Consider the following 23,543-nt stretch of genomic DNA (forward strand, 5'->3'; position numbering starts at 1 on the left):
TAACTGGCCATCAAATAGGCGCAGGCAATCAATAGGTGACAAGATTAGTGGAGAACGTCGTGATTATTAAGGAGTCATCGTGAGTTTCCGAGTCGGTCCCGTAGATCTTGTCCCCGAAGGCGAATCGCTGCTGGTTGAAGCCAAAGACAGCGGCGCAAGCGAAGACATCGCGATCTTCCACGCCGAAGACGGCAACTTCTACGCGCTGCAGGATGAATGCACCCACGAGGTCGCTTCGCTTTCCGACGGCTGGCTCGAAGACTGCAGCATCGAATGCCCCATCCACTCCTCGACCTTCGACCTGAAAACCGGCAAGGTGCAGTGCATGCCAGCCACCGTGGACGCCCGGACCTACAAGGTGGACGTCGTGGACGGCTTCTTGGAGCTTGAAATCTAAATGCCTTCCGTGCACATCATCGGAGGCGGGGTCGCGGGGTACGCACTGGCCCGGCACCTGGTGCAGCAGCAGTACGCCGGATCCATCAAGATCAGCGATGCCCAGGGCCTGCCCTATGATCGTCCGCCGCTGAGCAAGTCCCTGCAGGTTGAACCGTTCGCACCGGTGTCCTGGTACCAGCACCATGGCGTCGGCCTGATCCAGGAAGATGTCCAAAGCCTGCAACTGCCGCAGTCCGCTGACGACTGGGTAGTGCTGGCTACCGGCACCACGCCCAAGGCATTGGATGTTCCCGGCGGGCACCATGCGCTCAGCCTGCACAGCGCAGCTGACGCCGCCCGCATATCAGACGTCCTGGAATCGGGGATGTTCGGCCAGCGGGTGCTTGTCATCGGAGCGGGGCTGGTAGGGGCCGAGTTCGCGTCCACCGCCAAGATGTCCGGGGCACAAGTCACCTTGATTTCCAGCTCCGACGCACCTCTTGCCCACGTGCTGGGCCACGAACTTGCCGAACAGCTGCACGCGGATCATGCCAACCACGGCATTGCCACCTTGACCGGTGCGGTGACCGAGCTCGGCCCCAACTATGCAATGGCCAATGGCCAGCGCCATGATGCGGAGCTGATCGTGGCAGCCATCGGCGTCGAACCCGAAACTGCGCTCGCCGAGCAGCTGGGCCTGGAAGTCGACGACGGGATCGTGGTCGACGCGCAGCAGCGTTCTGCCAGCTGCCCCCAGGTGCTGGCTATCGGCGACGTCGCCCGGGAGGAAAACCAGCCCCGTGCGGTGCACTGGGAAGCTGCCATGGAAGATGCCGCCCAAGCGGCGGCAACCATCATGGGCACAGCCGCACCGAAGCGTTCGGTGCCATGGTTCTGGAGCGACCGCCACGAAATGCACGTGGAAACGGTGGGCGACTTCAGCCAGGCCGCCAGCACCGTGACGCGCCTGAACCGGCGAGGCAAGATCCAGACGGTCTTCGGGCTCGACGCCAAGGGCTCATTGGTGTCCGCCTCGATGATCGATGGCGGCCTGATGGCCAAGGCCGTGAGACGGCTCATTGCGAAATCAGCCACCCCAAGCATTGAACAATTGAAGGACCCCCTGACGGGTCCGCGCGAGTTAGGCCGGTAAGAAACTTATGAATGCAGCCGAACCACTGAAGGTTCCCGCGGCCCTGCAGACGCCCACCAAACGGGTTGGCCCTGGCTGGATCGCTGCGGTTGTCATTGTCCATATCGGTATCAATGTCGGCTTCTTCGCACCGATCCAGGTACTGCTCGGATTGCATGCCGAACAGCTGGATGCCAGCCAGAAGAACGCGATTCTCTCGCTGGTCACCGGCGTTGGCGCGGCCGTCTCGCTGGTAGCCAACCCGCTGTTCGGCGCGCTCAGCGACCGCAGCACATCGAAATTCGGGCGCCGCATCCCGTGGGTGTTCTTTGGAACTATCTGCGCTGCGCTCGCCCTGCTGCTGATGTCGACCTCGCAAACCGTGAGTACGCTGGTCATCGGCTGGGCGCTGATGCAAGCTGCCGGCAACGCCGCGCTGGCTGCGATCTTCGCGGCCATCCCGGACAAGGTGCCGGTAGAGCAGCGCGGCATGGTTGGCGGGCTGGTGGCCTTGGGCCAAACCTGCGGTTCGCTGATCGGTGCCGTGATCGGCATGGTCGCTGCGAGCAATCTGGTCTTCGGCTACGCCATCGTCGCAACCGCCGTGGCCATTTGCTCCATTCCGTTCGTGCTGATGCGCCAGGATCTTCTGCTGCCCAAGGGAGCACTGGAGCCTGTCAAGCCGCTGGAATTCGTGCGCAGCTTCTGGATCAACCCGGTCAAGCATGCCGACTTCGGATGGGCGTGGCTGACCCGGTTCTTGCTGTATCTCGGCTGCCAGCTGTGCCTGGTCTACCTGCTGTTCTTCCTGCAGGATGCCATCAAGCATCCAGAACCGGCCCAGGGTGTGCTGGTGCTGACCGCGATCTACGCCTTCTGCGTGATCTTCTCTTCGGTGATCTCCGGCAAGCTCTCGGACAAGGACGGCAAGCGCAAGAAGTACGTCATCATCTCTTCGGTCATCGTGGCCGCCGCGGCCGGCGTGCTGGCCACGGCAACCTCCTTCGCCACCGCCATTGTCGCCGCAGTGCTCCTGGGCATCGGCTTCGGCGCCTACCTGGCGGTGGACTTTGCGCTGCTGACCCAGGTATTGCCGAACGCCGATTCGCGCGGCAAGGACCTGGGCATGATCAACATTGCCAACTCGCTGCCGCAGGTGGTCGCCCCGCTGATCGCCTGGCTGGCGGTGAGCTGGTTCGGCGGCTACCCAACCCTGTTCCTGTGCTCTGTGGTGATCAGCCTCCTCGGCGCCGTGCTGGTACGCCAGATCAAGAGCGTTCCGTAGGTCCTGGACGAAGCATTCCCCAGCGTCGCGCACCGAACGGAACGGAAACGGTGCGGCACCGGGAACTGGTGGCGGAAAAACGCCAAGGGGACGCCAACCGGGCCGTATGATGAATCCAGCGAACCGCGATAATGAGGAGCAGGTGCGGCTGAATGTCGATGAACGAATCCGGGCGGGAGAGCCGTGCAACGCAGCTTGATGGCATAGACCGCAAACTGCTGGCGTTGCTGACGAAGAACTCCCGGCGGACCAACAACTCCCTGGCCGAGGAGCTGGGCATAGCACCGTCCACCTGCCTGGCGCGGTTGAATGCCTTGCGCGATTCGGGAGTGATTTCGCGCTTCACCATCGAAGTGGATCCGCAGGTTCTGGGCCGGGAGCTCGAAGCGCTGATCTTCGTGAAAATCCGTCCCGGAGCCCGTCACCTGATGTCGAACTTCGCTACTGACATGCGCAGCAAACCGGGGGTGCGACAGCTGTTCTTCCTGGGCGGCGCTGACGACTTCGTCCTGCACGTAGCGGTGCGCAATTCTTCGGATGTGCGCCAGTTCGTGCTCGATAACCTCTCGGCCAATCCGGCCGTGGCCACCACCCAAACCTCCCTGGTATTCGAACACGGCCACGGCAGCGGAGAGTACTAGGCCCCATTCTTGACCGATTTCCATCTCGCCCATGTTCGCAGGAACAACCCGCAGCCCTGCGTTGGTCGAAGAAACATGCTAAACTTGATGTTCTTCTCTTGGCATGGCTGCGGCCCGTTGGCAGCTGGGGATCGGTTCTCCAGACAAGCAACGGACCCCACCGCAGCTGCGACTGAAAGAATGGGGAGGTCGAGAAGATAATGCATTTTGACGCAACTGTTGTCACCGCACTGGTGACCTTGATTGTTCTGGCCATCGCAACCGTTGTGCTGGTGATCCGGTACAAGCGCACCCACCAGGCAGAAATCCGCCAGGCCCTGGTTGCCAAGGCCCGGAAGCGCGGCGTTGCCTCGCCGGAAGACCTGTCGAACCACGATCTGGTACTGCAGATCCGCGCGGCAAAGCGCCAGCGCAAGCAGGATGGGCAGGACCTGAAGACCGCATAGGGTTTGCGCTGACGATGCTGAGCCCCAGTCCATTTCCGGACTGGGGCTCAGCCGCGTCAAGGGCCCTTGGGCGGCCGCTGGCCCCGTCTTTATCCAAAGCTGATGAACCGGGAAATGGCGTCGGGAATAAACGGCAGGTGCCAGCGGAATGCAGGCAGGTAATTAACCTCGCGCAATTCCGGGAAACTATGTCCCCGATCACCAGAAAAGCCGATTTAACCCCTGAATCATGCGGATTGCATCACAGGGGCATGTGGGTTTCTGAACAAACCACTTCTCAATAGACAAATGGTCGGAAATGATGGATATGACTGGAAATGCAGCAGCGTTAATTCTTTAGGAGCAACAACAATGGCCTCGATCCCACTCGGTGAAGACATCCTCTTGGCACGCCACGGCGCCAACATCGTCAAGCTCCGCCAGGATCGGAAGAACCGCACCACTGTTGCCCATCTGCGCGGTGGAGCCACCGATACGGCCTCGAACCTGCTCACCGCACCAGTTCCCGCATTGACCCCGGCAGCCAGCTTCACCCAGGGCGCGGCTCGCTACTTCAACGATGAAGCCGAGGTTAGCCGCGGCGAAGTTCGTTCGCTGGTCAAGATCTCGCTCGGCTTTTCTGCCATCATGGGCATCGTCTTCGGCGGCCTGGTCTTGGCTTTGTACAAGGTCGGCGGCAATGAAGCTCTCCAGTCGCTGAGCTACATGGGCGCAAGCCAGTAGCTCTCGCAAGCATTTCCAGGAAAACGGGATTCCGAGGCAACTCGGGATCCCGTTTTCCTGTTTCCGGACCAGGTGCTTACTCCGAGGCCGGGCTTGCGGCAAGTCTCGTATTTCTTGCCCGGCAGGCATAGGATGGCGGCAACGGGAAGGACGGGAGCAGGCCATGCGTTTTGTTTTGGAAGTTAACTTCGATACCGAGAACATGCAGCTCAAGCCATTGGAGGAGCTGCAGAAGATTCTGCGCGACTGGTCGACGAACATCACGATGTATCCGATCGTTGCCGGCGCCCAGGAAGATGTCTACGACTCGGATAACGAGCAGGTAGGGGAATGGGCAATCCTCGACGACTAGCCTCGCCGTCTGGAGAACCACCCGATGGCATACCCCGCGCCCAGGGTAATGAGCAGGACAAGCCACAGCGGGGCCGTGGAATGGATCAAGAAGAATTCAACGCGGACGAAGGCCAGGTTCTGCAGCATGAAGACCACCGCGAGGATCACCAGTGCAATAGCTGCCCATTGCTTGGCGCTAAGCCCCTTCTTCGGCGGCCGCTGCTCCGGATAGCCCATGCTCAGCTTCCGTTCGCCAGCAAGCCGGCAACGAGAGCCGACAACCCGCGCTGGAACGAATCGTCGCTGGTATCAAGCTCTGATCGGCGTTGCGCGGCCACAGCCTGGGTGAAATGCGGAGTGAGATCCTGGTGATTGCTGGTGTCGAAAATGTCATGCGGAGCGGCCGTATCCATGGCCGAGCCGAAGATGAATGATTCCAGTGCGACAATCGTCGGAACAATCTCGTTCTCTGCCATGCCGAAGTCTGCCAGCGCTTCGGCAACGCGCTCGTACATTCCCAAGGTGCGCGGCGAATCGGAGACGGGCAGTACCGCGATGACCGGAATCAGGGGAATGTGCCGCGCGAAGACGTTCCGGTAGCTCGTAGCCCATTGAAGCAAAGCCTGCTTGGTATCGGCTTGGTCGAATACCGAGGTGTCTATATCGGCCATGACCAGTTCCTGGATCCACTGCAGGAGGTCGTGCTTGGAATCGACGTGGTTGTAGAGGGCCGATGGAGAGACGCCCAGGGATTTTGCCAGCCGCTGCATGGTCAGGGACTCGTAGCCGTCCCCGGAAACAAGTTCCAGCGCGTGCTCGGTAATGCGCTCCCGATTCAGCACCGCCTTGCGCGGGCGCCCGGCTCGCCTGGCTTCCGTTTCACTCATGCGGACCTCTTCCTGACGTGGGGTGCTTCACAACTGGATCTTCGTACCCTATGCTATATGACAGGTAAATGAACCTTATTCATTTAAATGTGCAAGGGAGTCGATCATGCAACATCTGGAACGCGACGTCGTCGTCATCGGTGCAGGGCCATCGGGACTGACAGCAGCCTATGAGCTGAGCAAGGCGGGCAAGTCCGTCGCGGTGCTCGAAGCCCGCGACCGCGTCGGCGGGCGCACCTGGACCGACGTCATGGACGGCGCGACCATCGAGATCGGCGGCCAGTGGATCAGCCCCGACCAGACCGGCCTCTACTCGCTGATCAATGAACTTGGCATCGAGACCTTCGAACGCTACAAGGCGGGCAAGAGCGTCTACCTCACCGGGGAAGGCGAGCGGATCGCCTATGAGGGCGAGGACTTCCCGGTGGCCGCCAGCACCGTGGCCGAAATGGACAAGCTGGTAGAACTCATGAACCAGCTGGCCGCCGAAATGGACCCGGACAAGCCGTGGGAGCACCCTCAGGCCCAGGAGCTGGACCAGATCTCCTTCCACCACTTCCTGCGCCAGCACTGTGCCGACGAGCTGGCCTGCAACAACGTGGGCCTGTTCATTGCCGGGGGCATGCTGACCAAGCCGGCGCACACCTTCTCCGCGCTGCAGGCGGTGCTCATGGCGTCCTCGGCCGGCTCCTTCGACAACCTGGTGGACGAGGACTTCATCCTGGACCGGCGCATCGTGGGCACCATGCAGGGCGTATCCAAGACGCTGGCCGAGAAGCTGGGCCAGCAGACCGTCTTCCTGGACAACCCCGTGCTCAAGCTCGAATGGTTCGATGGCGGGGTGGTGGCCCACGGGAGAACCGTGACCGTCTCGGCGAAGAAGGCCGTGCTGGCGGTACCGCCGAACCTGTACTCGCGCATTTCCTACGTCCCGGCGCTGCCGCGCAAGCAGCAGATCACCCACCAGCACCAGTCCATGGGCCTGGTCATCAAGGTCCACGCCGTCTACGACACCCCGTTCTGGCGCGAAGAGGGCCTGTCGGGCACCTGCTTCGGCCCGAGCAGCCTGGTCCAGGAGCTCTACGACAACACCTATGCCGGGGAGGAAACCGGCACACTGGTCGGCTTCATCTCGGATCTGAAGGCCGACGCCATGTGGGAACTGGACGAGGAACAGCGCCGCGCGGTGATCCTCAAGGCCATGGCCGGCTACCTGGGCGAGAAGGCACTGGATCCCAAGGTCTTCTACCTCTCGGACTTCGCCGCCGAGGAATGGACCCGCGGCGCCTACGCCACCAGCTACGACCTGGGCGGGCTGCACCGCTTCGGCCCGGCGCAGAACGAGAATGTCGGACCGATCTACTTCTCCTCCTCGGATCTGGCCGGCGAAGGCTTCCAGCACGTGGACGGCGCGGTGCGCATGGGCCGCCGCTCGGCCGCGCGCATCATCGCCGCACTGGATGGCACCGCCTACGACCAGAGCTACGATGGCGTTGCCACGCTGACCCCGTCCAAGGAAAAGGCCAGTGCCTAGGCCATGAAATTGCTCGTAGGTTACACCGCGGACCAGCGCGGTGCCGAAGCCATCGAACTGGCCAGCGCCCTGGTGGCCGGTACCCGCGACGCGTCCTTGCGGATCGCCATCGTGCTGCCTGCCGCCACCCCGTTCAACGCGGTCTACCCCGGCGGGGACCATGGGTTCTCCTCCATCCTTTCCGACCAGGTGGACCGCTGGGCGGCGCAGGCCCTGGCCCTGGTGCCGGAAGGAATCGCCACATCGGTGGTAGCCCGTTCCGTGCCCTCGGTGGCCGAGGGGCTCATCGGCCTGGGCGAGGAATTCGGGGCGCACGGGATCGTGCTGGGCGGCCGCAAGCGCCACCGCGCCGGATTCTTCAGCCCCGGGGCGATCGCCAATGCGCTGCTGCATTCCTCGCCGATGGCCGTGTTCATGTCCTCGCCGGCCTCCTTGGCCACGCTGCGCGCAGCCGGCGGGAAGATCACCAGGCTGACCGCATTCGTGGGGGACCGCCCGGGGGCACGGGAAGTCATCGGCCTCTCGGCGCGGATCGCCGCCGCCTGCGGACTGCCGCTGCGCGTGGCCACGCTGGTCTCCCATATGGATCTGGGCGACCCCCGGCTGGAGCTGGATGACCATCTGGCCCAAACCCGCAGCTACCTGCAGGAACTGACCGGTTCCCTGGGCCTGGAGGCGGTAGTCGAGGTGGTCTCCGGGCGCGGCCTGGACGAAGCGGCCGCCCAGCTGTCCTGGCAGGACGGGGACCTGGCACTGCTGGGATCGGCCCGGCTGGCCGCCCCGCGCCGATTGTTCATCGGCCCCAAGGCCCAGCGGATCCTGGGCCAGCTCAACGTCCCGATAGGCGTCATCCCGACCCTCGAGGCTGCCAGCTAGAAGGCAGCGCGTCATTCTTGCACGATCCTTGTTCCCCGGGCACTTGCCGTCGCGAAGCACGCGGACGGTGCCCATCTGACCCCTGACGGAAGGTGGCTCGGTACTTCTGGCCGACGCACTCACACCTCGCTAATTGTTTAAGGTAACCACCATGTCGCACGACCTGAGGCAGGCATCGCCGCCTGCACGCTCCGAGAGCGGATTGCACGAAAAAGGACTGTCCAAGGGCACCGTTGGCGTTCTGGGGCTTGTCGTTATCGGCATCTCCTGCATCGCCCCGGCCTACACCCTCACCGCAGGCCTCGGCGCCACGGTGGCCGAAGTCGGCACCAGCCTGCCTGCGATCCTGCTGGCCGGATTCCTGCCGATGCTGCTGGTGGCCTTGGGCTACCGCGAGCTGAACAGCGCAATGCCCGATTCGGGCACCTCCTTCACCTGGGCGACGCGTGCCTTCGGCCCGATGATCGGCTGGATGGGAGGCTGGGGCCTGATCGCCGCGACGGTGATCGTGCTCTCCAACCTGGCGGCAGTGGCCGTGGACTTCTTCTATATCCTGATTGCCCAGCTCACCGGCCAGCCATGGATTGCGGAGCTGACCGGCAACCTGTGGGTCAACATCCCCACCACGCTGGTGTTCATTGCGGTGGCCGCCTGGATCTCCTACCGGGGCATGAACGCCACGAAGGTCTTCCAGTACGTGCTGGTCGGGTTCCAGGTGGCGGTGCTGCTGCTCTTCGCGGTCATGGCCCTGACCTCCAGCCAGCCCAATGATCCGACACCCATCACCTGGCAGATGTTCAATCCGGCCGGCATCGATACCTTCTCGGCCTTCGCCGCGGGCATCTCGCTGTCCATCTTCGTTTTCTGGGGCTGGGATGTCACCCTGACCATGAACGAGGAAACCACCGATCCGAAGAAGGTCCCCGGACGCGGTGCCACCTGGACGGTGCTGGTGATCATCGCGTTGTACCTGGCCGTATCCCTCGGGGTGATCTACTGGGCCGGGGTGGGCACCACGGGCCTGGGCGCAGGCAACCCGGAGAACCAGGAATCAATTTTCGCGGTGCTTTCCGGTCCGGTCATGGGCCCGCTGGCGATGCTGATGTCCTTGGCCATCTTGTCCTCCTCCGCGGCCTCGCTGCAATCCACCATGGTTTCGCCGGCACGCACCTTGCTGGCCATGGGCTACTACAAGGCGCTGCCCTCCAGCTTCGCGAAGATCTCCGCGCGCTTCATGTCCCCGTCGGTGGCGACTTTCGCCTCCGCTGCTGCCGCTGCCCTGTTCTACGTGGTCACCAGGCTGCTCTCGGAGAACGCATTGTGGGACACGATCACGGCGCTGGGCCTGATGATCTGCTTCTACTACGGGCTGACCGCCTTGGCCTGCGTCTGGTACTTCCGCGGGGAACTGTTCGCCAATGCCAGGAACTTCTTCTGCAAGTTCTTGGCGCCGTTGGCAGGTGGCGTCGTCTTGCTGGTGATGTTCTTTGCCACCGCCATCGAATCCATGAATCCGGACTACGGTTCGGGCTCCAATATCGGGGGAGTGGGCATGGTGTTCATCCTCGGGGTCGGCGTGCTGCTGCTGGGCGTTGGCATCATGCTGTGGATGCGGGTGCGCCACCCGGCGTTCTTCAAGGGAGAAACCATCAAGACCTACAAGCTGCTGAAGTAGGACCGGCGCAACGAACCAGAAGGACCACTCGCGAACGAATCGCGGGTGGTCCTTCGTGTTCGGTGCCGCCGCCGCAGGAGCTATCTTGCCGCTAGTCGGCGGCGTCGGCCCGGGTCATGTGCTTGGCCACGCCGATGGCGGCCAGCACGGCGCCGAAGGGGATGAGCGCGCTCTGGATCAATGAATTAAGGAAAGCCAGCGGCGCGCTGCCCAAAGGGCTGCTTCCAAAACCGGATTCGAAGCTCCACATCGCCAGGACTGGCAAGATGCTGCTGATGAGAACGCCTGCCAACACGATGACGACGCCGGATACAATCATCTTCTTATGTAGAGCAAGCAACGTTTTCTCCTATTGCCTTGGGCTGAGTATTTCCAACCGTAGCCAAATCCGCCACTTTTAGCTATAGCGGGAGTGCTGTTTGCTTTCGCCAAGGGCAGGTCTTTTCCTGCTTCGCAACCTTCTCGTCCAAAGGCCCCTAACCGGCGCGCAAATGGTTCAATAGGTGCATGGCTAACTCGGTACTTTTCATCTGCTCCCGCAATGCAGGCAAATCGCAAATGGCGGCCGCATTGATGGACTACATTTCTGAAGGGAAAGTTACCAGCTACTCGGCTGGAACCAACCCAGGTTCAGGCATCAACCACGAAGCGGTTGAATCGCTCTCGCAGGCCGGCGCGGACATGTCGCAGGGCACGCCCAAGGCCATCGACCCTCGCGTCGTCGAGCAAGTTGACCGCGTGGTAATCCTTGGCTCCGATGCGAATCCGCAATTCGATCCGTCCATCAAGACCGAACGCTGGGTCACCTACGAACCCAGTGAAGACGGCATCACCGGTGCCGAACGAATGAACATGATCCGCGATGAAATTGCTGATCGCGTCCGTGAACTGTTCCACGAGTTGGAGCGGTAGAAATCACTGTTCGCATGACCACCCGAAAGGCAACTCCGTGGTGGCTTCCGGGCGTATGCCTTGTGCTCACTGGTTGGTGTGCCAACCAATACGTATCGCTGATCAATTGGTACCAGCAATTCCGCGAGCTCAGTGAGTTCGAGGCCATGCTGGTCATGGGCAGCTACCTGGCGGGCATGATCCCGGCGTTGGCTTTCGGCGGACCGCTGGCGGACAAGTTCGGGCGCAAGCCATTTTCGCTGCTTGCCCTGGCCTGCTCCATTCTGGGATCCCTCGGGCTCATCTTCGGATCGGTTCACGAGTCCGGTCTCTATGCGGGACGCATCCTGACCGGCTTGGGCATGGGCCTGGCCATGGTTGCCATCACCAGCTGGGTGAAGCTGCTTAGCCCGGGAGCTGCCGGCGCGACTCGTGCCGCGCTGTGCACGTCCTTGGGCTTCGCGCTGGGACCGGTCATTTCAGGGGCAATTGTCGGGACCAGCGGCAGCCCGGAACTGGCATACATCGTCCATGCCGCCGCGGCGCTTTCCTGGTTGCTGTTGATGTTCTTCACCCGAGAAGACCGAGTCACTGACCGGGCAGGGCATCATCTGGAGGCCGACGTGACGACTCCGGCAAACCTCCAGCGGTTCTACCGCATCGTCTTGCCCGCAGCCCCATGGGTCTTTGGCATGGCGGCAACAGGGTTTGCCGTGGTTCCGGCGCTGAGCAACGGCGCCGGTGAATCCAGCCTGTTCTACACCACCTTGGCAGTCGCGGTCACCATGGGCATGGGCACCTTGATCCAGCCATTCGTCAAGAGATTCAATGACTTGGGCAAGATCAAGCTGCTCATGGCTGGACTGGCTACCTCGCTGGCTGCACTGCTCATGATGATCGCAGTGTCGCTGAGCGGCTCAGAATTCTTGGGAATTATCGCATTCGCCATAGCCGGTTCGGCCAATGGCATTTTGCTGGTTGCCGGGCTAAGCCAGGTATTGGATCTTGCCGGCGGCGCCGATGTCGGCAAATTGACCGGCCGGTTCTACATGTGCTGTTTCATCGGGTTCAGCTTCCCGACATTCTTTGCACTGTGGCGCACGGTCGCTCATCCTGCTCTATTCATTGGCCTGCTAGCCGTGCTCTGCCTGCTGTCCATGATGCAGGTGTACCGCTCGGCCAAGTATCTGCCCGCTGCCATTCTCGAAGAAGTTCCAAACAGGCCATAATGCCAAACGCCGCTGCCGGCCACCTTGCGGTGCCGGCAACGGCGTTTACGCATTGGACTCCAACGTACTGGGAGCTAGTCCTGGCTCAGCTTCTTGAGCAGCTCGGTGGTGCGGAATGGGATGACATCGCGCAGGATCATCGAGGTGGAAGTGCGGGTTATGCCCGGGCAGAGGCGGATCTCTTCACTGACCCGGTACAGGTCATCCGGGTCAGTCGCGGCCACACGAATCAACAGGTCCGTGTCTCCCGCCGGCGCGACGCATTCCAGAACCTCGGGAATCTGGCGCAGTGCGGCGATGGCCTCATTCAAGCTGGCCTGGTTCAATTCAGCGCTAACGAAAGCGCTGACGCCACGGCCCATGGACGCAGGGAGGATTCGCGCGGTGTTCGGGCGCAACGCACCTGAATGGGCCAAGCGTTCCAAACGAGTCTGCACGGTGCCGCGGGCCAGGCCCAGCTGCTGCGCCAGCATCATGATCGGCACACGCGGATCCGCATCGAGTGCCAGAAGGATACGCCGGTCGGTTTCATCGAGCTGATACGTATCCGAATTCATGTGGTGGTCTCCTGAGACAGGTTGTGTTGCGCGTGCATAAGTACCAACCTAGATTTTAGTCAATATGACCAGTGAATCCCAAATGTGTTGCGCGGATTGGCCGATATTATTGCGTGCAAGTCGGCTACTGGGGCCAACAGGGCGAATGCTCGGGCGAAAAGCCATCTTTTATCCACAAAATAACCAGGCTGAGATCAAATGGGCGCTAATCACAGTAACCTGTTGATATGAGGTTTTTGCGGTTGGAAGACGTGGCAGAGGAACTGAATGTGAAGCTGCCCCAGGTCCGCGCTTTGGTGAAAAGCGGCGAGCTGCCGGCCATCCAAATTGGCGGGCGGGGCATGTGGCGCGTGGAACGCGTTGCACTGGAGAACTATATCCAAGAACGCTATGCGCAGGCCCGCGACGATATCGCGAACGAGTCCCAGAGCTGAATGCGGTGCCCTTGGCTGTTCCCGAGTCCATCGGGAACAGCCACCGCCTAGTCCAGCTCGATAGCCCGTTCTGCAAAGACCCGCAATGCGTCGCGAACCAGCTCCGCGTATCCGCCGTAGTTCTTTGCAAACCGCGGATCAGCGACATACATCTCGCCGAGATTGCAGATATATGCCTTGTGCTGTGCCGGATCGCCGGAATCCAGCGGGGTGCCCTTGGCGCTCTGGAGCCAGCGCACATGTCGAGCCGCTAATTCCTGGGCTTCGAAGCTGTCCGCTGGGACGGAATTCTTGCCCGCCGTAATCCAATCCTGATTGAGCATTTTCACCTCTTCCATGAATGCGTTTTGCTGGTCCCCGGTTTTGGAACGCCACCAGCGATTCGATGCTTCATACGCGTCGGCGCCCCAGCGTTCGGCGACCTCTTGCTTGTACTGCTCGTTGAAGCCGTCAAAGCTCTTTTCCAGTTCCATGTTTCCTCCTGTCGTTAGTGTTGAAATGCTGTGCTCCAAGGCAACGATCTGCCGGTCCAGCGCCGCACGCTGCCTATGGAGCTGTTCCTTGTGGGTGCTCAGCGCGACCAGTTCATCGCGTTGCTCGTCCAGGATTTCAGCGATGGTCTCCAGCTTGATGCCCAGCTGCTTGAGTAGGAGAATCTGCTGGAGCCGGACCAGCTGCCCGTCGGTGTAGAACCGATAGCCGTTGGCGGACACGTAGTCAGGTTTCAGCAAGCCGATCTGGTCGTAGTGCCGCAAGGTACGGCTGCTGATGCCAGCGGATTTTGAGACGTGCGCAATCGAGTGGTGAACTGCCGGCTCGTGGCTAGTTGAATCCTTCATGGCTACCACGCTAATGGTTGACGCAACGTCAAGGTCAATAGTCCCAGTCGCATTTCCTAATCAAAATTTGTGATTCAGATCTCAGGGCAAAATGGCGAATAATAGCGAGGCATTCCTTGCCTGATTGATCATATTGACTAGTTGTTAGCACGCCTGTTGCACAGTGTGATCTATGTGTAGTTCACTGTTGGTAGATGAAGTTGAACAGGCTACCGCCGAAATCAACGAGGACCGCCTGATGACGTGAACCATCTGCATTTACGGGATCAAGGAGCCCTGGCCACCCACGCCGAGGCAAGGTAGAAGACATAGTCCAGATGGCTCGCGGGCATTCCAGTTGGGTGGAATGCCCACGGGCCATCTGGCATTTCTGCCAAGATCACTGACGTTCGGATCATAAGCTCCGAGCGAGTTGGGGGAAACGCCTGCCGGCATTCGCGATGCTTCGCTCTGGCTCTGGAACAATGAGCGCGTAGGGACACCGAGGAGTAAGAGTGGGTTCAATGAGGCGCGTCTGGCAAAACTGGTGGATGCAATTGGTCGCCGGATTGCTGATCACTGCGATCGTGGTGTTGCCGTGGTTATGGATCGGTCAGGAAGACCGCTCAATTCTCCCGCATGCCAGCGACGACGCCCAAGGGCTACTAGTGGTTTTCTCCGTGATCACCCTTTGGGGCAGCTGGTTTGCCCGACGCGTTGGATATAGCCGCACCGGCTTTGCCATCGTGACTGCCGTGGGCATGGTCCTGGGACTCTTGGGCCTGGGGTTCCAAGGACTCCATGCATTCGAACCGGGGCTTTTGAAGGGGGAACTCTCCGCAGCTTCGATTCGCCATCTCTGGGTTTTCGGTGGCCTGCTGCTGGTCAGCCAAGCCTGGTATTTCCTGGCCACTAAATTGCGGCTGCCCATAGCGGTGCTCTTCTATGCAACGCTCACTGTGGGCGTGAGCTATTGGCTGCAGATCATCGCATCGCTCGTTGCGGGCGCCCAGTCGTACTACGTTTACCTTTGGTATTCCGGGCCGCTGATCCTCGGCCTCATCTTGGGATTCGTCGGGTTCTCGAGGATCATGAACCTGCTGATGTGGGTTTTCGCATTGGCTATCCAATGGATGATGCCGGCAGTCGTGGAAAGCGCGGCCAGGGTTATTGGGTCGAAGACCACTGGCTGGAAGACCGTCGGCTCCTTCTGGGAACAATTCACCGCAAGTGTCCTGGAAATTCCGTGGCAGACTCCGCTGCTGGTCAGCTTGGCGACGGCCATGCTTACAAGTGTCATCTTGCTGATTGTTCGCAAGGTGCGGCGGCGCTAGGCAAGAGTCCAAGCCGCTAGTTAGCCGGTGCTGGCCAAATATCGGCAACGACGCGAACTGCACCCTGGAAGTTCATTGCTGCCAAGACAGCATCAAAGGCTTGCGGGCCATTCGTAATGGATTTTTAGAACAACGGTGACCAGGCGCGCCCAGCTCCTCGTGGTTGGCAAGAGTGCGCGCCGTCAGGATCTCCGCTGGATCGTTGCCCGGAACACCAGGGTCCACCACGTTTTGCCGACAGCCTCATCGAGCAGCACGGTGCCCAGCCCATCGGTACGTACCGTGGGCTCGATGAACTGCACGCCCACTGGCAAAACGGTAGTGTTCATGGAGGTGATTGGAATCAGCTTGCTGGTCAGCTTGCCGTTCCCCGAAGCACCAGTGCTCGGCCCATCGGCCAGCAGTAAGCCAAGCATTGGAACATGGCGCAATGCCGCGCTGTGCACGCGGTGGAAGCCGGGGAGCAATCGGCTTCGCCAGTCGGGGCACTGCTAGTCCGCTCCGAGTATTTCAGGGCCACCACTCGCCATAGAATAAGACTATGACTGAATTGCGCGATCGCGACCCCGGAGAACTGGTCCAGCCCATCATCCTGCGAATCGACAAGGAGGATCCGTCGAACGAGGACGAGGGCCTGTCAGCGGTGGCACGAGCAGCTGTGATTGCCTATCTGCAAGATCCGCAGAACCCGGATTGGCAGCAGTGGGCTTCACAGGCCTACGCCAAATCGGTACGCCGGGCTAATCCCAAGATGTTCGCCAAGGTGCTGGAGATGTTCCCTGAGCAAATGGTCAGTGAAGTGGGCAAGGCCCGAGCCGTTGGCTTGCCTCCATTGCCGGCCGCGGACTTGCCGAAGCTGATTGCCAAGTTGCAGGTCTCCGGCACGCAGCTTCCAAAAGCGGAGGAAGTCCTGGATGCGCAGATCAGCATCGCGCTGAACAAATCCTTGAATATGTCCACAGGCAAGGCCGCGGCGCAGGCAGCGCACGCGCTGTTCGCCTGGCTGACCGAATCCCCAGCGGAAGAGGTCGAAGCGTGGCTCCAGATCCATGCTCCGGTGGGAATCAGGCACCTGCCGCGCAAGGAATTCGACCGCTTGTCGCGGCAGGCCGCAGGACCTGTCATCCAGGATGCCGGGCGAACTGAAATCGAACCCGGATCCGTCACCGCTTTCGTTATTTCCAAGGCACGCTAGAACCTTAGAATCCAAGCGCGGTGAAACCGCCATGCCTGTGTCATGATTTCCTTGGCGGTAACAGCAATTGTCACCACAGCGGATCGCTGTGCACTTCCGTGGGCCGCAGGAAACGGCAATATGCCCTTGCTCGAAAGCACTGACATTGAAATTCTCTAAACGTGTACTGGGCCTGCTGCTGGTCCTGATTCTGTCCTTCGGGACCGCAGCTGGTGCCAGCGCCTCAACGCAGGCTCCAGCCGGCCTTGCGCAACTCGCAGCCGCTCCTCCGGCAATTGCCAAGCAGACCACCACCAACCTGAATTTGCGCAAGTCGCCATCGGTCCGATCCGCGTCGCTGCTAGTCATTCCCAAAGGTGCCAAGCTCCTCGCGTCCAAGGGTTCATCGGGCTGGGTGCAAGCGACTTACATGAAGAAGACCGGCTGGGTCTCGGCCAAGTACCTGGCAACGCCGAAAGCGCCGGCGCCGGCAAAGCCCAAGACTTCAGCCGTGCGCTATCTGATTTCCTTCCAGCCGGTGCGCAAGAAGGCATCGGCGGCATCCGCGGCCTTGACCGGGGCCATGCGCAAAGCCGAGGTCCGGCGTCTGGGCTCAACCGGTTCCTGGAGCCGGATCAGAATCGGCAAGATCACCGGTTTCGTGCCCACCAGCCAGCTGTCTACCGCAATGCCGGCGCCGGTGTACCGGTATGCGAAAACCGCGCAAGTGCTGCGCAAGTCCGCCTCTGCCAAAGCGGCACGCGTCGCGAGTGTTCCAGCTGGAGCCAAAGTCGAGTGGCTGCGCACGTCGGGCTCGTGGACCTATGCCATTTCTGCCGGAAAACGCGGCTGGCTGCCGGCCAAGCAGCTGTCGTCGCAACCGGCAGCAACCCGGAAAACGATCGGGAACCGTTGGCTGATCAGCAACAGCGTCCTGCGCCAGTCCAATCGCAGCTCATCTCCATCCCTTGGAAGCCTTGCACCGGGTGAAAAAGTCGGCTTGTACGCAACCCGAGGTTCCTGGTCCCAGATCAAGTCCCAGCGCGGCACCGGCTGGGTGCCTAGCGCTAGCCTGTCCAGCACCGCCTACAAGCCCGCCAACCCATCGGCTCGCTGGATCCTGGCTAATACCGCCCTGCGCGTCGGCGCTTCGGGCTCTGCCAAGTCCCTGGGGACCGTGCCAGCGGGGTCCAAGCTCACCCTGCACGGCACGTCGAATGGCTGGGCGCGAGTGAAGACTTCTAAGACGATGGGATGGGTTCCATCAAGCGTACTGGTGGCCAAGGCCTACACGCCGCTGAAGCAGGCCAAGCGCTGGACGACGGCTAATGTGCACCTGCGCTCAGGGTACTCCACCGGCCATAAATCACTGGCGGTCCTCTCCAAGGGCCAGCAGGTCAGCGTCCTGGGAACGGCCAATGGCTGGACGCGAGTTGCCTCAACGCAGGGCACCGGATGGATCAGCAATGGCTATCTTGCTACTAGCAAACCGCAGGCACCGCGACCGGCACCGGCACCGAAATCCGAATACCGCTGGACCACAACCAACGTGAACCTCCGCGCCGGCGCGGGAATCAGCCACCAGAGCAAAGCGGTGCTGCCAGCGGGGCAGAAAGTCGCCTACCTGCGCAGCGATTCAGGATGGGCGCAAGTCGCCGCTCCCCAGGCCACCGGCTGGGTCAAGGAAAACTACCTTTCCAAAAATGAGCCGGGAACGTTGCAACCCGATGCGCAGCGGGTCATCGCTGCGTTGCAGGGGAAGACCGGCGATACCATCAGCGCCATTCATACCATTCGAAGCGGCTCTGCCGGGCACAGCTCCGGGAAGGCCGTGGACCTGATGATTCGCGACTACAAGAACCGGCAGCGGGTTGCCCAGGGCCAGAAGCTGGCCCAGTTCCTGCTGGATAACCGCAGCCAGCTGGGTATCTATTATCTGATCTGGCAAGACCGGATTTGGCTTCCCACGACAGGCTGGACGCCGTATTCCGGATCAGGAAAGTACGGAAACCAGTTCACCGGCAATTGGAATGACACCACGATGCATATGGATCACATCCATGTGGAGGTCTACGGCAATTCGGCCACGGGCGGTCCGCTGGACTACGGGGCGCTGCGAACCCGCTAATCTGCTGCTGTCTGGTGTTTCAGACGAAGATGCGCAGGGGGCATAGCGTACTCGCGGTGTCTCTGGTCAGCTGGAACCATGGAGAATTTTAAGCCGGAATTGGCTGTTGACCGGGCAGCGGCTACGTGGAGCGGGCGCAATGACGGTGCCGGAGAGCAGCACCTGAGATGGCATCAGCAAATCAACCGCAAGGCTGACGACCAGTCCGGCGGGCGGGGACCGGCAGCGCTGCTCGGTTTCGCTTCGGATGCCGGCGTGCTGCGCAACGAGGGCCGGGCCGGGGCGGCGCAAGGACCGCAGGCGCTGCGTGCCGCCTTAGTTTCCCTGGCTATCCACGAGCCACGGCTCCTGATTGATGCTGGTGATGTCGTGGTATCTGGCGATGAGCTTGAATCAGGGCAGGAGCGGCTGGCGCAGTCGGTGAGCGCTTTGCTCGGAGAAGGGACGCTTCCAATAGTGCTCGGCGGCGGCCATGAAACGGCTTACGGTTCATTCAACGGGCTTTTCCGGCATTGCAGCCAAGAGCCTGGAACCCGGCTGGGCATCTTGAATCTGGATGCGCATTTCGATCTGCGCAGTGCTCCGCGGCGGAGCAGCGGCACCCCTTTCCTGGATATTGCCAAGGACCTGCAGGCGGCGGGACAAGATTTCAACTATGCCGTGGTGGGCATCAGCAAACCGAACAATACCCGGGTCCTCTTCGAGCGGGCCCGCGCCCTGGAAGTGCGCTACCTGCTTGACGAGCAGTGCACTGCCGGGCAGCTGCCTTCCGTCCTGGCGTTCGTTGCCGACTTCATGGAGAGCGTAGACAAGCTGTACCTGACCATTGACCTGGATGTGCTTCCTGCCTCGGTCGCCCCCGGGGTCAGCGCCCCTGCTGGATTCGGGGTGCCGCTGGAAATAATCCACGGGGTCTGCGCGATGCTGGCGCGCAGTGACAAGCTGGCGCTGGTCGATGTTGTGGAGTTGAACCCATCATTGGATATCGACGGAAGAACGGCACGCACCGCAGCCAGGCTGGTCAATACCCTGCTGGGGGTCTGAAGCAGGAGGCCGCACCGAAATCTGCCGACGCGAACTTGCAATGTTCGACCCCTCAAACATTATGATTGAGAGGGACGAACTAGTCGTCATGGCGAGATTTGGAATGGTGTGCAATGGTGCGAACCCTCAAGCCCCGATCACGTGCGGGGCAACGCGCAGGCTGGCTGGCTGCTGGCCTGGCATGCCTGTTCGCGCTCGCTGGATGCGGCGGTAGCCAAAGTGCCGTGCCCGCAGACAGCCAAGACCACCGGCCGGTGGTGCTGACAACCTTCACGGTCCTGCAGGACATCGCCCAGAACGTCGCAGGCGATCACCTGCGCGTTGAATCAATTACCCGTCTTGGTGCGGAGATCCACGGTTACGAACCTACGCCTGATGATCTGCGCCGGGCATCGCATGCGGACCTGATTCTCGATAACGGGCTGAACCTAGAAGCCTGGTTCCAGCAATTCGTCGAAGGCAACGACGCTCCGCATGCCACCGTCAGCCAGGGGATCAAGGCCATCGATATCGTCCAGGAAGAAGGTGCGGGAAAGCCCAATCCGCATGCGTGGATGAGCCCATTGAACGTGAAAATCTACGTGGACCGCATGGCAGATGCATTTACCGAACTGGACCCGGCCAATGCGCGCGACTACCGGGACAACGCCAAGGCCTACCAAGCCGAACTGCAAAAGGTCCACGACGAGCTCGAAGCGGCACTGGCAGAGATCCCCGAACGCCAGCGGGTACTGGTTACCTGCGAAGGGGCCTTCAGCTATCTGGCCCGGGATACCGCCATGGCCGAAAAGTATCTCTGGGCTGTCAACGCGGAATCGCAGGCTACGCCGCGCAAGGTCGCCGCGGCGATTGACTATGTCAGGGAAAACGATGTTCCTGCGGTCTTCTGCGAATCCACGGTCTCCGATGCGGCCATGCAACGAGTCGTCGAATCCACCGATGCCTCCTATGGCGGAACGCTCTATGTGGACTCGCTCTCCGAGCCTGGCGGTCCGGTACCCAGCTACCTGGACCTGATCTCGCATGACACCAGAACCATCGCCCGTGCCTTGAAAGGCGGAACACCATGAACGCGAAGCCCAGCGATGCCCTCGCAATTGATGTGTCGGCCGCGACCGTCCACTACGGCCCCGTGCTGGCCCTGGACCATGCCTCCTTGCAGTTGGGCCGCGGACGGGTCTGCGGCCTGGTCGGGATGAACGGCTCGGGCAAATCCACGCTGTTCAAAACCATCATGGGGCAGATCAAGCCCGACACCGGCAGCGTGCGCATCAACGGCACCGACCCGCTGCAAGCTCGGAAAAGCGGGCAGATTGCCTACGTGCCGCAAAGCGAAGCCGTGGATTGGAACTTTCCGATCTCGGTGCGTGAAGTGGTGATGACCGGGCGCTACGGGCAAATGGGATGGACCAGGAGAGCCAGGAAGAGGGACCACGCCGCCGTGGATGAAGCCCTCGAACGGGTGGAGCTGGCCAGCTTTGCCAACCGGCAAATCGGCCAGCTCTCCGGAGGCCAGAAGAAGCGTGCCTTCGTCGCCCGATGCATTGCCCAGGGCGCCAATATCATGCTGCTGGACGAGCCTTTCGCAGGCGTGGATAAACGCAGCGAAGCAACGATCACCAAGCTGTTGCGCGAAGTTGCTGATGAAGGCGGCAGCGTGCTGATTTCCACCCACGACTTGCACGCGCTTCCGGAACTTGCCGATGAAGCGGTGCTCCTGATGCGCAAGGTGCTGATGCATGGCCATCCGGATCTCGTGCTGCAGGCAGAAAACCTGGCCCTGGCCTTCGGGCTGGATCCCATGAAGCGAGGCGGGGAATGAACCTCATTGAATTGCTAGCTGAGCCGCTGGGCTACACCTTCATGGTGCGCGCCCTGCTGGTTACGATCATCGCCGCCGTACTGTGCGCGGTCCTGTCCTGCTGGCTGGTCCTCATTGGCTGGTCGCTGATGGGCGATGCAGTTTCGCATGCGGTCTTGCCCGGAGTCGTGCTGGCCTACATCGTGGGTGCTCCCTTTGCCCTGGGTGCCCTGGTCTTCGGATTCCTCGCGGTGGCCCTGATCGGGGGAGTCCGCGAGACCACCAAGCTCAAGGAAGATGCTGCCATTGGCATCGTCTTCACCACGCTCTTCTCCATCGGGCTGGTGCTGGTATCGGTCACGCCGAGCCATGTGGATCTGAACCACATCATCTTCGGCAATTTGCTGGGCGTCTCGGCCAATGACCTGTGGCAGGTCCTGGTGCTTGGCGCGATCACCTTCGCCATCCTGATTCTCAAGCGCAAGGACTTCACCCTCTATGCCTTTGACCAAACGCACGCACATGCCTTGGGGATGAGCCCGCGGATCATCGGCGCGGTGCTCCTGGGGCTATTGGCCATGACCTCTGTTGTGGCTTTGCAGGCGGTGGGCGTCATCCTGGTAGTTGCCATGCTGATCATCCCCGGCGCCACGGCCTATCTGTTGACCGATCGATTCGGGAAGATGCTCCTGATCTCGCCGATCCTCGCAGCCTGTGCAGGAATCCTGGGTGTCTACATGAGCTATTACCTCGATGCATCAACCGGCGGAATGGTGGTTCTGGCCCAGGCGGCGATTTTTGGAATTGCCTATCTGTTCAGTCCGAAGCAAGGACTCATTGCCACCCGGCTGGCCAGCAAGGGGCGGCGCAAGGCGCTTGCGGCGAACACGTAGAAGGCGGTGGCAAGTTTCCCGCAGCTGAAAGGAAATTGGCGTGTGAGACGTGCGCTCGCCGGCGTCAGCTGATGGGCAATGGGTGCACGCATCATCGAATCAGCGTATTTCCCATGGCCGGCAACGCTGCGGCAGGTCCTCTCGATTCATGGCTGGATCCGGATCCGGGCGATCCGGCGCATGGCTTGAACCTCCACCCGACCACCCTGCTAACTGGAAGGGCGCTGCCCTGCGCTGCGCCCGGATGGGCAGCTGAATCAGTTGGCTCGATCGGGACCTGCAAGCGGCATTAGGCGCGCCAGCGCAGTTTGCCCTTGGCGTCGGTCTTGCAGGTGTAGAGCTTGCCGGCCTTGGACTTGCCGCGCTTTCCCTTGTCTGCCTGCTTGCAGTAAGCGCCCGGATGCACGGTGCCCTTGACCACGGAAGGAGCCTTGTGCACGTCCTTCTTCGGTGATGCCTTGGGCTTGGAACCGGCAGGCTTGATCGTGGTGACTTTCGCGGCCTTCTGGTTGCGGCAGCTCTTGAGCACTTTGGCCATGGCCTGCTTTTCGGCTTTGGTGACCGACAGCGAGTACTTCTTCTTGACGCTGATCTGGGTGGCTACGTACTGGCATCGGAAGGACTTGTTCTTGGGGAGCCATTCAGCTGTGTTCTTATCGCCCTTTTGGCGATTGGCAGAGGCATCAGCGGCCATCAAATTCAGCGGGTCGTTAGCCAGAGCCTGGCGCTGGGCCTGGGAAAGCTTCTGGCCGCCGGAGAGCCACGCGTTCTTCAGGGAAACCACGTGGTCAATGTCGACGCTGCCTGACTTGACCTTCCAGTTGATCCTCTTGCCGGTGTAGCTGTCATGCAACGTGCCCGAAGCTAGGGTGCACTTCTTGCGGTCCTTGAACTTCACCTTGGACATGTCCCGGGACAAGGTGTCCTGGCGTTCATCGCATTTGTCCTTGTCGAAGTCCTTCCACCCATTGCCGAACTTCTTGTTCCGGTTGTACCCAGTGGCGGCCGCCTTGCCCTTTACCGGCAGGGTCTTGAGCATTGCGGTGGCCTTGGGGCCCTTGAGCTTCGCCCCGGGAAGGACCTTCTTGCTGCTGGTGGCAGCCCGTTCAACCAGCAACGGACGATCTGTTGCCAGCAGGTCTTCAACCGGTGCGGGATCCATCCCGGTAAGTGCCGAAGGTTCCGCCGGTGCGCTGCATCCAGCGAGCACCAAAACTGCAGCGCAGAGCGCAGCAATGAGTTTTCTTGGCAAGGTGATGTCTTTCAAGAGAGTGTGAGCGCAGGAGTTCGCCAAGAATGCTGCAATGCACCCCCATGTAAAACTTGTACA

Annotated in this window: 27 protein-coding genes; 20 read left to right on the forward strand and 7 right to left on the reverse strand. The window is 61.1% G+C overall.

Annotated elements, in window-relative coordinates; translation table 11 throughout:
- Positions 1 to 79 precede the first annotated feature (79 nt).
- The 7 genes from ACIP6G_RS08405 to ACIP6G_RS08435 all read left to right on the forward strand — a co-directional run bounded on the left by ACIP6G_RS08405 (position 80) and on the right by ACIP6G_RS08435 (position 4,957).
- Complete coding sequence (locus ACIP6G_RS08405; protein ID WP_105656303.1) at positions 80 to 397, forward strand: bifunctional 3-phenylpropionate/cinnamic acid dioxygenase ferredoxin subunit; 318 nt, start codon at positions 80 to 82, stop codon at positions 395 to 397.
- Positions 398 to 1,531, forward strand: coding sequence for an NAD(P)/FAD-dependent oxidoreductase (locus ACIP6G_RS08410; RefSeq protein WP_400289493.1), 1,134 nt, complete (start codon positions 398 to 400; stop codon positions 1,529 to 1,531).
- 7 nt (positions 1,532 to 1,538) lie between these two features.
- Complete coding sequence (locus ACIP6G_RS08415; RefSeq protein WP_365943751.1) at positions 1,539 to 2,795, forward strand: MFS transporter; 1,257 nt, start codon at positions 1,539 to 1,541, stop codon at positions 2,793 to 2,795.
- A 152-nt stretch (positions 2,796 to 2,947) separates the two neighbouring features.
- Positions 2,948 to 3,436 carry an Lrp/AsnC family transcriptional regulator gene (locus ACIP6G_RS08420; protein ID WP_105661972.1) on the forward strand — a complete coding sequence of 163 codons (489 nt, stop codon included), beginning with the start codon at positions 2,948 to 2,950 and terminating at the stop codon, positions 3,434 to 3,436.
- Between the two features lie 200 nt (positions 3,437 to 3,636).
- Positions 3,637 to 3,882: a hypothetical protein gene (locus ACIP6G_RS08425; RefSeq protein ID WP_105656307.1), complete on the forward strand. Its 246-nt coding sequence runs from the start codon at positions 3,637 to 3,639 to the stop codon at positions 3,880 to 3,882.
- 351 nt (positions 3,883 to 4,233) lie between these two features.
- Positions 4,234 to 4,605 carry a hypothetical protein gene (locus ACIP6G_RS08430; RefSeq protein WP_365943750.1) on the forward strand — a complete coding sequence of 124 codons (372 nt, stop codon included), beginning with the start codon at positions 4,234 to 4,236 and terminating at the stop codon, positions 4,603 to 4,605.
- Positions 4,606 to 4,768: 163 nt separating this feature from the next.
- A complete protein-coding gene (locus tag ACIP6G_RS08435; protein ID WP_038993331.1) occupies positions 4,769 to 4,957 on the forward strand; it encodes a hypothetical protein in 189 nt (62 codons plus the stop codon).
- On the opposite strand, the gene ACIP6G_RS08440 is transcribed toward ACIP6G_RS08435, so the two are convergent.
- The gene (locus ACIP6G_RS08440) at positions 4,954 to 5,175 is read right to left on the reverse strand and encodes a LapA family protein (RefSeq protein WP_365943749.1); all 222 of its coding nucleotides are present in this window, start codon (positions 5,173 to 5,175) and stop codon (positions 4,954 to 4,956) included. The two genes, ACIP6G_RS08435 and ACIP6G_RS08440, sit on opposite strands and share 4 nt — an antisense overlap.
- 2 nt (positions 5,176 to 5,177) lie before the next feature.
- Positions 5,178 to 5,825, reverse strand: coding sequence for a TetR/AcrR family transcriptional regulator (locus tag ACIP6G_RS08445; RefSeq protein ID WP_105656310.1), 648 nt, complete (start codon positions 5,823 to 5,825; stop codon positions 5,178 to 5,180).
- A gap of 106 nt (positions 5,826 to 5,931) precedes the next feature.
- On the opposite strand from ACIP6G_RS08445, the gene ACIP6G_RS08450 reads away from it, so the two are divergent.
- The 3 genes from ACIP6G_RS08450 (at position 5,932) to ACIP6G_RS08460 (ending at position 9,910) form a co-directional block, all read left to right on the forward strand.
- Complete coding sequence (locus tag ACIP6G_RS08450) at positions 5,932 to 7,359, forward strand: NAD(P)/FAD-dependent oxidoreductase (protein WP_365943747.1); 1,428 nt, start codon at positions 5,932 to 5,934, stop codon at positions 7,357 to 7,359.
- 3 nt (positions 7,360 to 7,362) lie between these two features.
- Positions 7,363 to 8,235, forward strand: a complete 873-nt coding sequence (locus ACIP6G_RS08455; RefSeq protein WP_365943746.1) for a universal stress protein — start codon at positions 7,363 to 7,365, stop codon at positions 8,233 to 8,235.
- 151 nt (positions 8,236 to 8,386) lie between these two features.
- Positions 8,387 to 9,910, forward strand: a complete 1,524-nt coding sequence (locus ACIP6G_RS08460; protein WP_365943745.1) for an APC family permease — start codon at positions 8,387 to 8,389, stop codon at positions 9,908 to 9,910.
- Positions 9,911 to 10,001: 91 nt separating this feature from the next.
- Here the strand turns inward: ACIP6G_RS08460 and ACIP6G_RS08465 are convergent, their stop codons facing one another.
- Positions 10,002 to 10,250: a hypothetical protein gene (locus ACIP6G_RS08465; RefSeq protein ID WP_146112217.1), complete on the reverse strand. Its 249-nt coding sequence runs from the start codon at positions 10,248 to 10,250 to the stop codon at positions 10,002 to 10,004.
- A gap of 167 nt (positions 10,251 to 10,417) precedes the next feature.
- Here ACIP6G_RS08465 and ACIP6G_RS08470 point away from each other — a divergent pair, with 167 nt between their 5' ends.
- Both ACIP6G_RS08470 and ACIP6G_RS08475 read left to right on the forward strand, forming a co-directional pair.
- Positions 10,418 to 10,822 (forward strand): low molecular weight phosphatase family protein, encoded by a 405-nt coding sequence (locus tag ACIP6G_RS08470; protein WP_105656315.1) that lies wholly within the window; start codon positions 10,418 to 10,420, stop codon positions 10,820 to 10,822.
- Positions 10,823 to 10,836: 14 nt separating this feature from the next.
- Positions 10,837 to 12,030, forward strand: coding sequence for an MFS transporter (locus ACIP6G_RS08475; protein ID WP_105656316.1), 1,194 nt, complete (start codon positions 10,837 to 10,839; stop codon positions 12,028 to 12,030).
- Positions 12,031 to 12,104: 74 nt separating this feature from the next.
- Here the strand turns inward: ACIP6G_RS08475 and ACIP6G_RS08480 are convergent, their stop codons facing one another.
- Positions 12,105 to 12,587, reverse strand: coding sequence for an Lrp/AsnC family transcriptional regulator (locus ACIP6G_RS08480; RefSeq protein ID WP_105656317.1), 483 nt, complete (start codon positions 12,585 to 12,587; stop codon positions 12,105 to 12,107).
- Positions 12,588 to 12,814: 227 nt separating this feature from the next.
- Here ACIP6G_RS08480 and ACIP6G_RS08485 point away from each other — a divergent pair, with 227 nt between their 5' ends.
- On the forward strand, positions 12,815 to 13,021 hold the full coding sequence (locus tag ACIP6G_RS08485) for a helix-turn-helix domain-containing protein (RefSeq protein ID WP_105656318.1): 207 nt from the start codon (positions 12,815 to 12,817) through the stop codon (positions 13,019 to 13,021).
- Between the two features lie 47 nt (positions 13,022 to 13,068).
- Here ACIP6G_RS08485 and ACIP6G_RS08490 read toward each other — a convergent pair whose 3' ends face one another.
- The gene (locus ACIP6G_RS08490) at positions 13,069 to 13,860 is read right to left on the reverse strand and encodes a MerR family transcriptional regulator (RefSeq protein ID WP_365943744.1); all 792 of its coding nucleotides are present in this window, start codon (positions 13,858 to 13,860) and stop codon (positions 13,069 to 13,071) included.
- Between the two features lie 503 nt (positions 13,861 to 14,363).
- Here ACIP6G_RS08490 and ACIP6G_RS08495 point away from each other — a divergent pair.
- A complete protein-coding gene (locus ACIP6G_RS08495) occupies positions 14,364 to 15,173 on the forward strand; it encodes a hypothetical protein (RefSeq protein WP_365943743.1) in 810 nt (269 codons plus the stop codon).
- Between the two features lie 182 nt (positions 15,174 to 15,355).
- On the opposite strand, the gene ACIP6G_RS08500 is transcribed toward ACIP6G_RS08495, so the two are convergent.
- On the reverse strand, positions 15,356 to 15,589 hold the full coding sequence (locus ACIP6G_RS08500) for a hypothetical protein (protein WP_365943742.1): 234 nt from the start codon (positions 15,587 to 15,589) through the stop codon (positions 15,356 to 15,358).
- A gap of 125 nt (positions 15,590 to 15,714) precedes the next feature.
- On the opposite strand from ACIP6G_RS08500, the gene ACIP6G_RS08505 reads away from it, so the two are divergent.
- The 6 genes from ACIP6G_RS08505 (at position 15,715) to ACIP6G_RS08530 (ending at position 22,213) form a co-directional block, all read left to right on the forward strand.
- Positions 15,715 to 16,368, forward strand: coding sequence for a peptidyl-tRNA hydrolase (locus ACIP6G_RS08505; protein ID WP_365943740.1), 654 nt, complete (start codon positions 15,715 to 15,717; stop codon positions 16,366 to 16,368).
- A 145-nt stretch (positions 16,369 to 16,513) separates the two neighbouring features.
- On the forward strand, positions 16,514 to 18,475 hold the full coding sequence (locus tag ACIP6G_RS08510; protein WP_365943739.1) for an SH3 domain-containing protein: 1,962 nt from the start codon (positions 16,514 to 16,516) through the stop codon (positions 18,473 to 18,475).
- 78 nt (positions 18,476 to 18,553) lie between these two features.
- Positions 18,554 to 19,519, forward strand: a complete 966-nt coding sequence (hutG, locus tag ACIP6G_RS08515) for a formimidoylglutamase (protein ID WP_365943738.1) — start codon at positions 18,554 to 18,556, stop codon at positions 19,517 to 19,519.
- A 113-nt stretch (positions 19,520 to 19,632) separates the two neighbouring features.
- Positions 19,633 to 20,589, forward strand: a complete 957-nt coding sequence (locus tag ACIP6G_RS08520; protein WP_400289502.1) for a metal ABC transporter substrate-binding protein — start codon at positions 19,633 to 19,635, stop codon at positions 20,587 to 20,589.
- The gene (locus ACIP6G_RS08525) at positions 20,586 to 21,341 is read left to right on the forward strand and encodes a metal ABC transporter ATP-binding protein (protein WP_365943736.1); all 756 of its coding nucleotides are present in this window, start codon (positions 20,586 to 20,588) and stop codon (positions 21,339 to 21,341) included. The genes ACIP6G_RS08520 and ACIP6G_RS08525 overlap by 4 nt, the downstream gene beginning before the upstream one ends.
- On the forward strand, positions 21,338 to 22,213 hold the full coding sequence (locus ACIP6G_RS08530) for a metal ABC transporter permease (RefSeq protein WP_365943735.1): 876 nt from the start codon (positions 21,338 to 21,340) through the stop codon (positions 22,211 to 22,213). Before ACIP6G_RS08525 ends, ACIP6G_RS08530 begins: the two co-directional genes overlap by 4 nt.
- Before the next feature lie 289 nt (positions 22,214 to 22,502).
- On the opposite strand, the gene ACIP6G_RS08535 is transcribed toward ACIP6G_RS08530, so the two are convergent.
- Entirely contained in the window at positions 22,503 to 23,375 is an 873-nt protein-coding gene (locus ACIP6G_RS08535; RefSeq protein WP_400289505.1) for an HNH endonuclease family protein, read from the reverse strand.
- Between the last annotated feature and the right edge of the window lie 168 nt (positions 23,376 to 23,543).

The sequence above is a fragment of the Glutamicibacter sp. NPDC088483 genome, assembly GCF_044753145.1.
In the GTDB taxonomy this organism is placed as follows: domain Bacteria; phylum Actinomycetota; class Actinomycetes; order Actinomycetales; family Micrococcaceae; genus Glutamicibacter.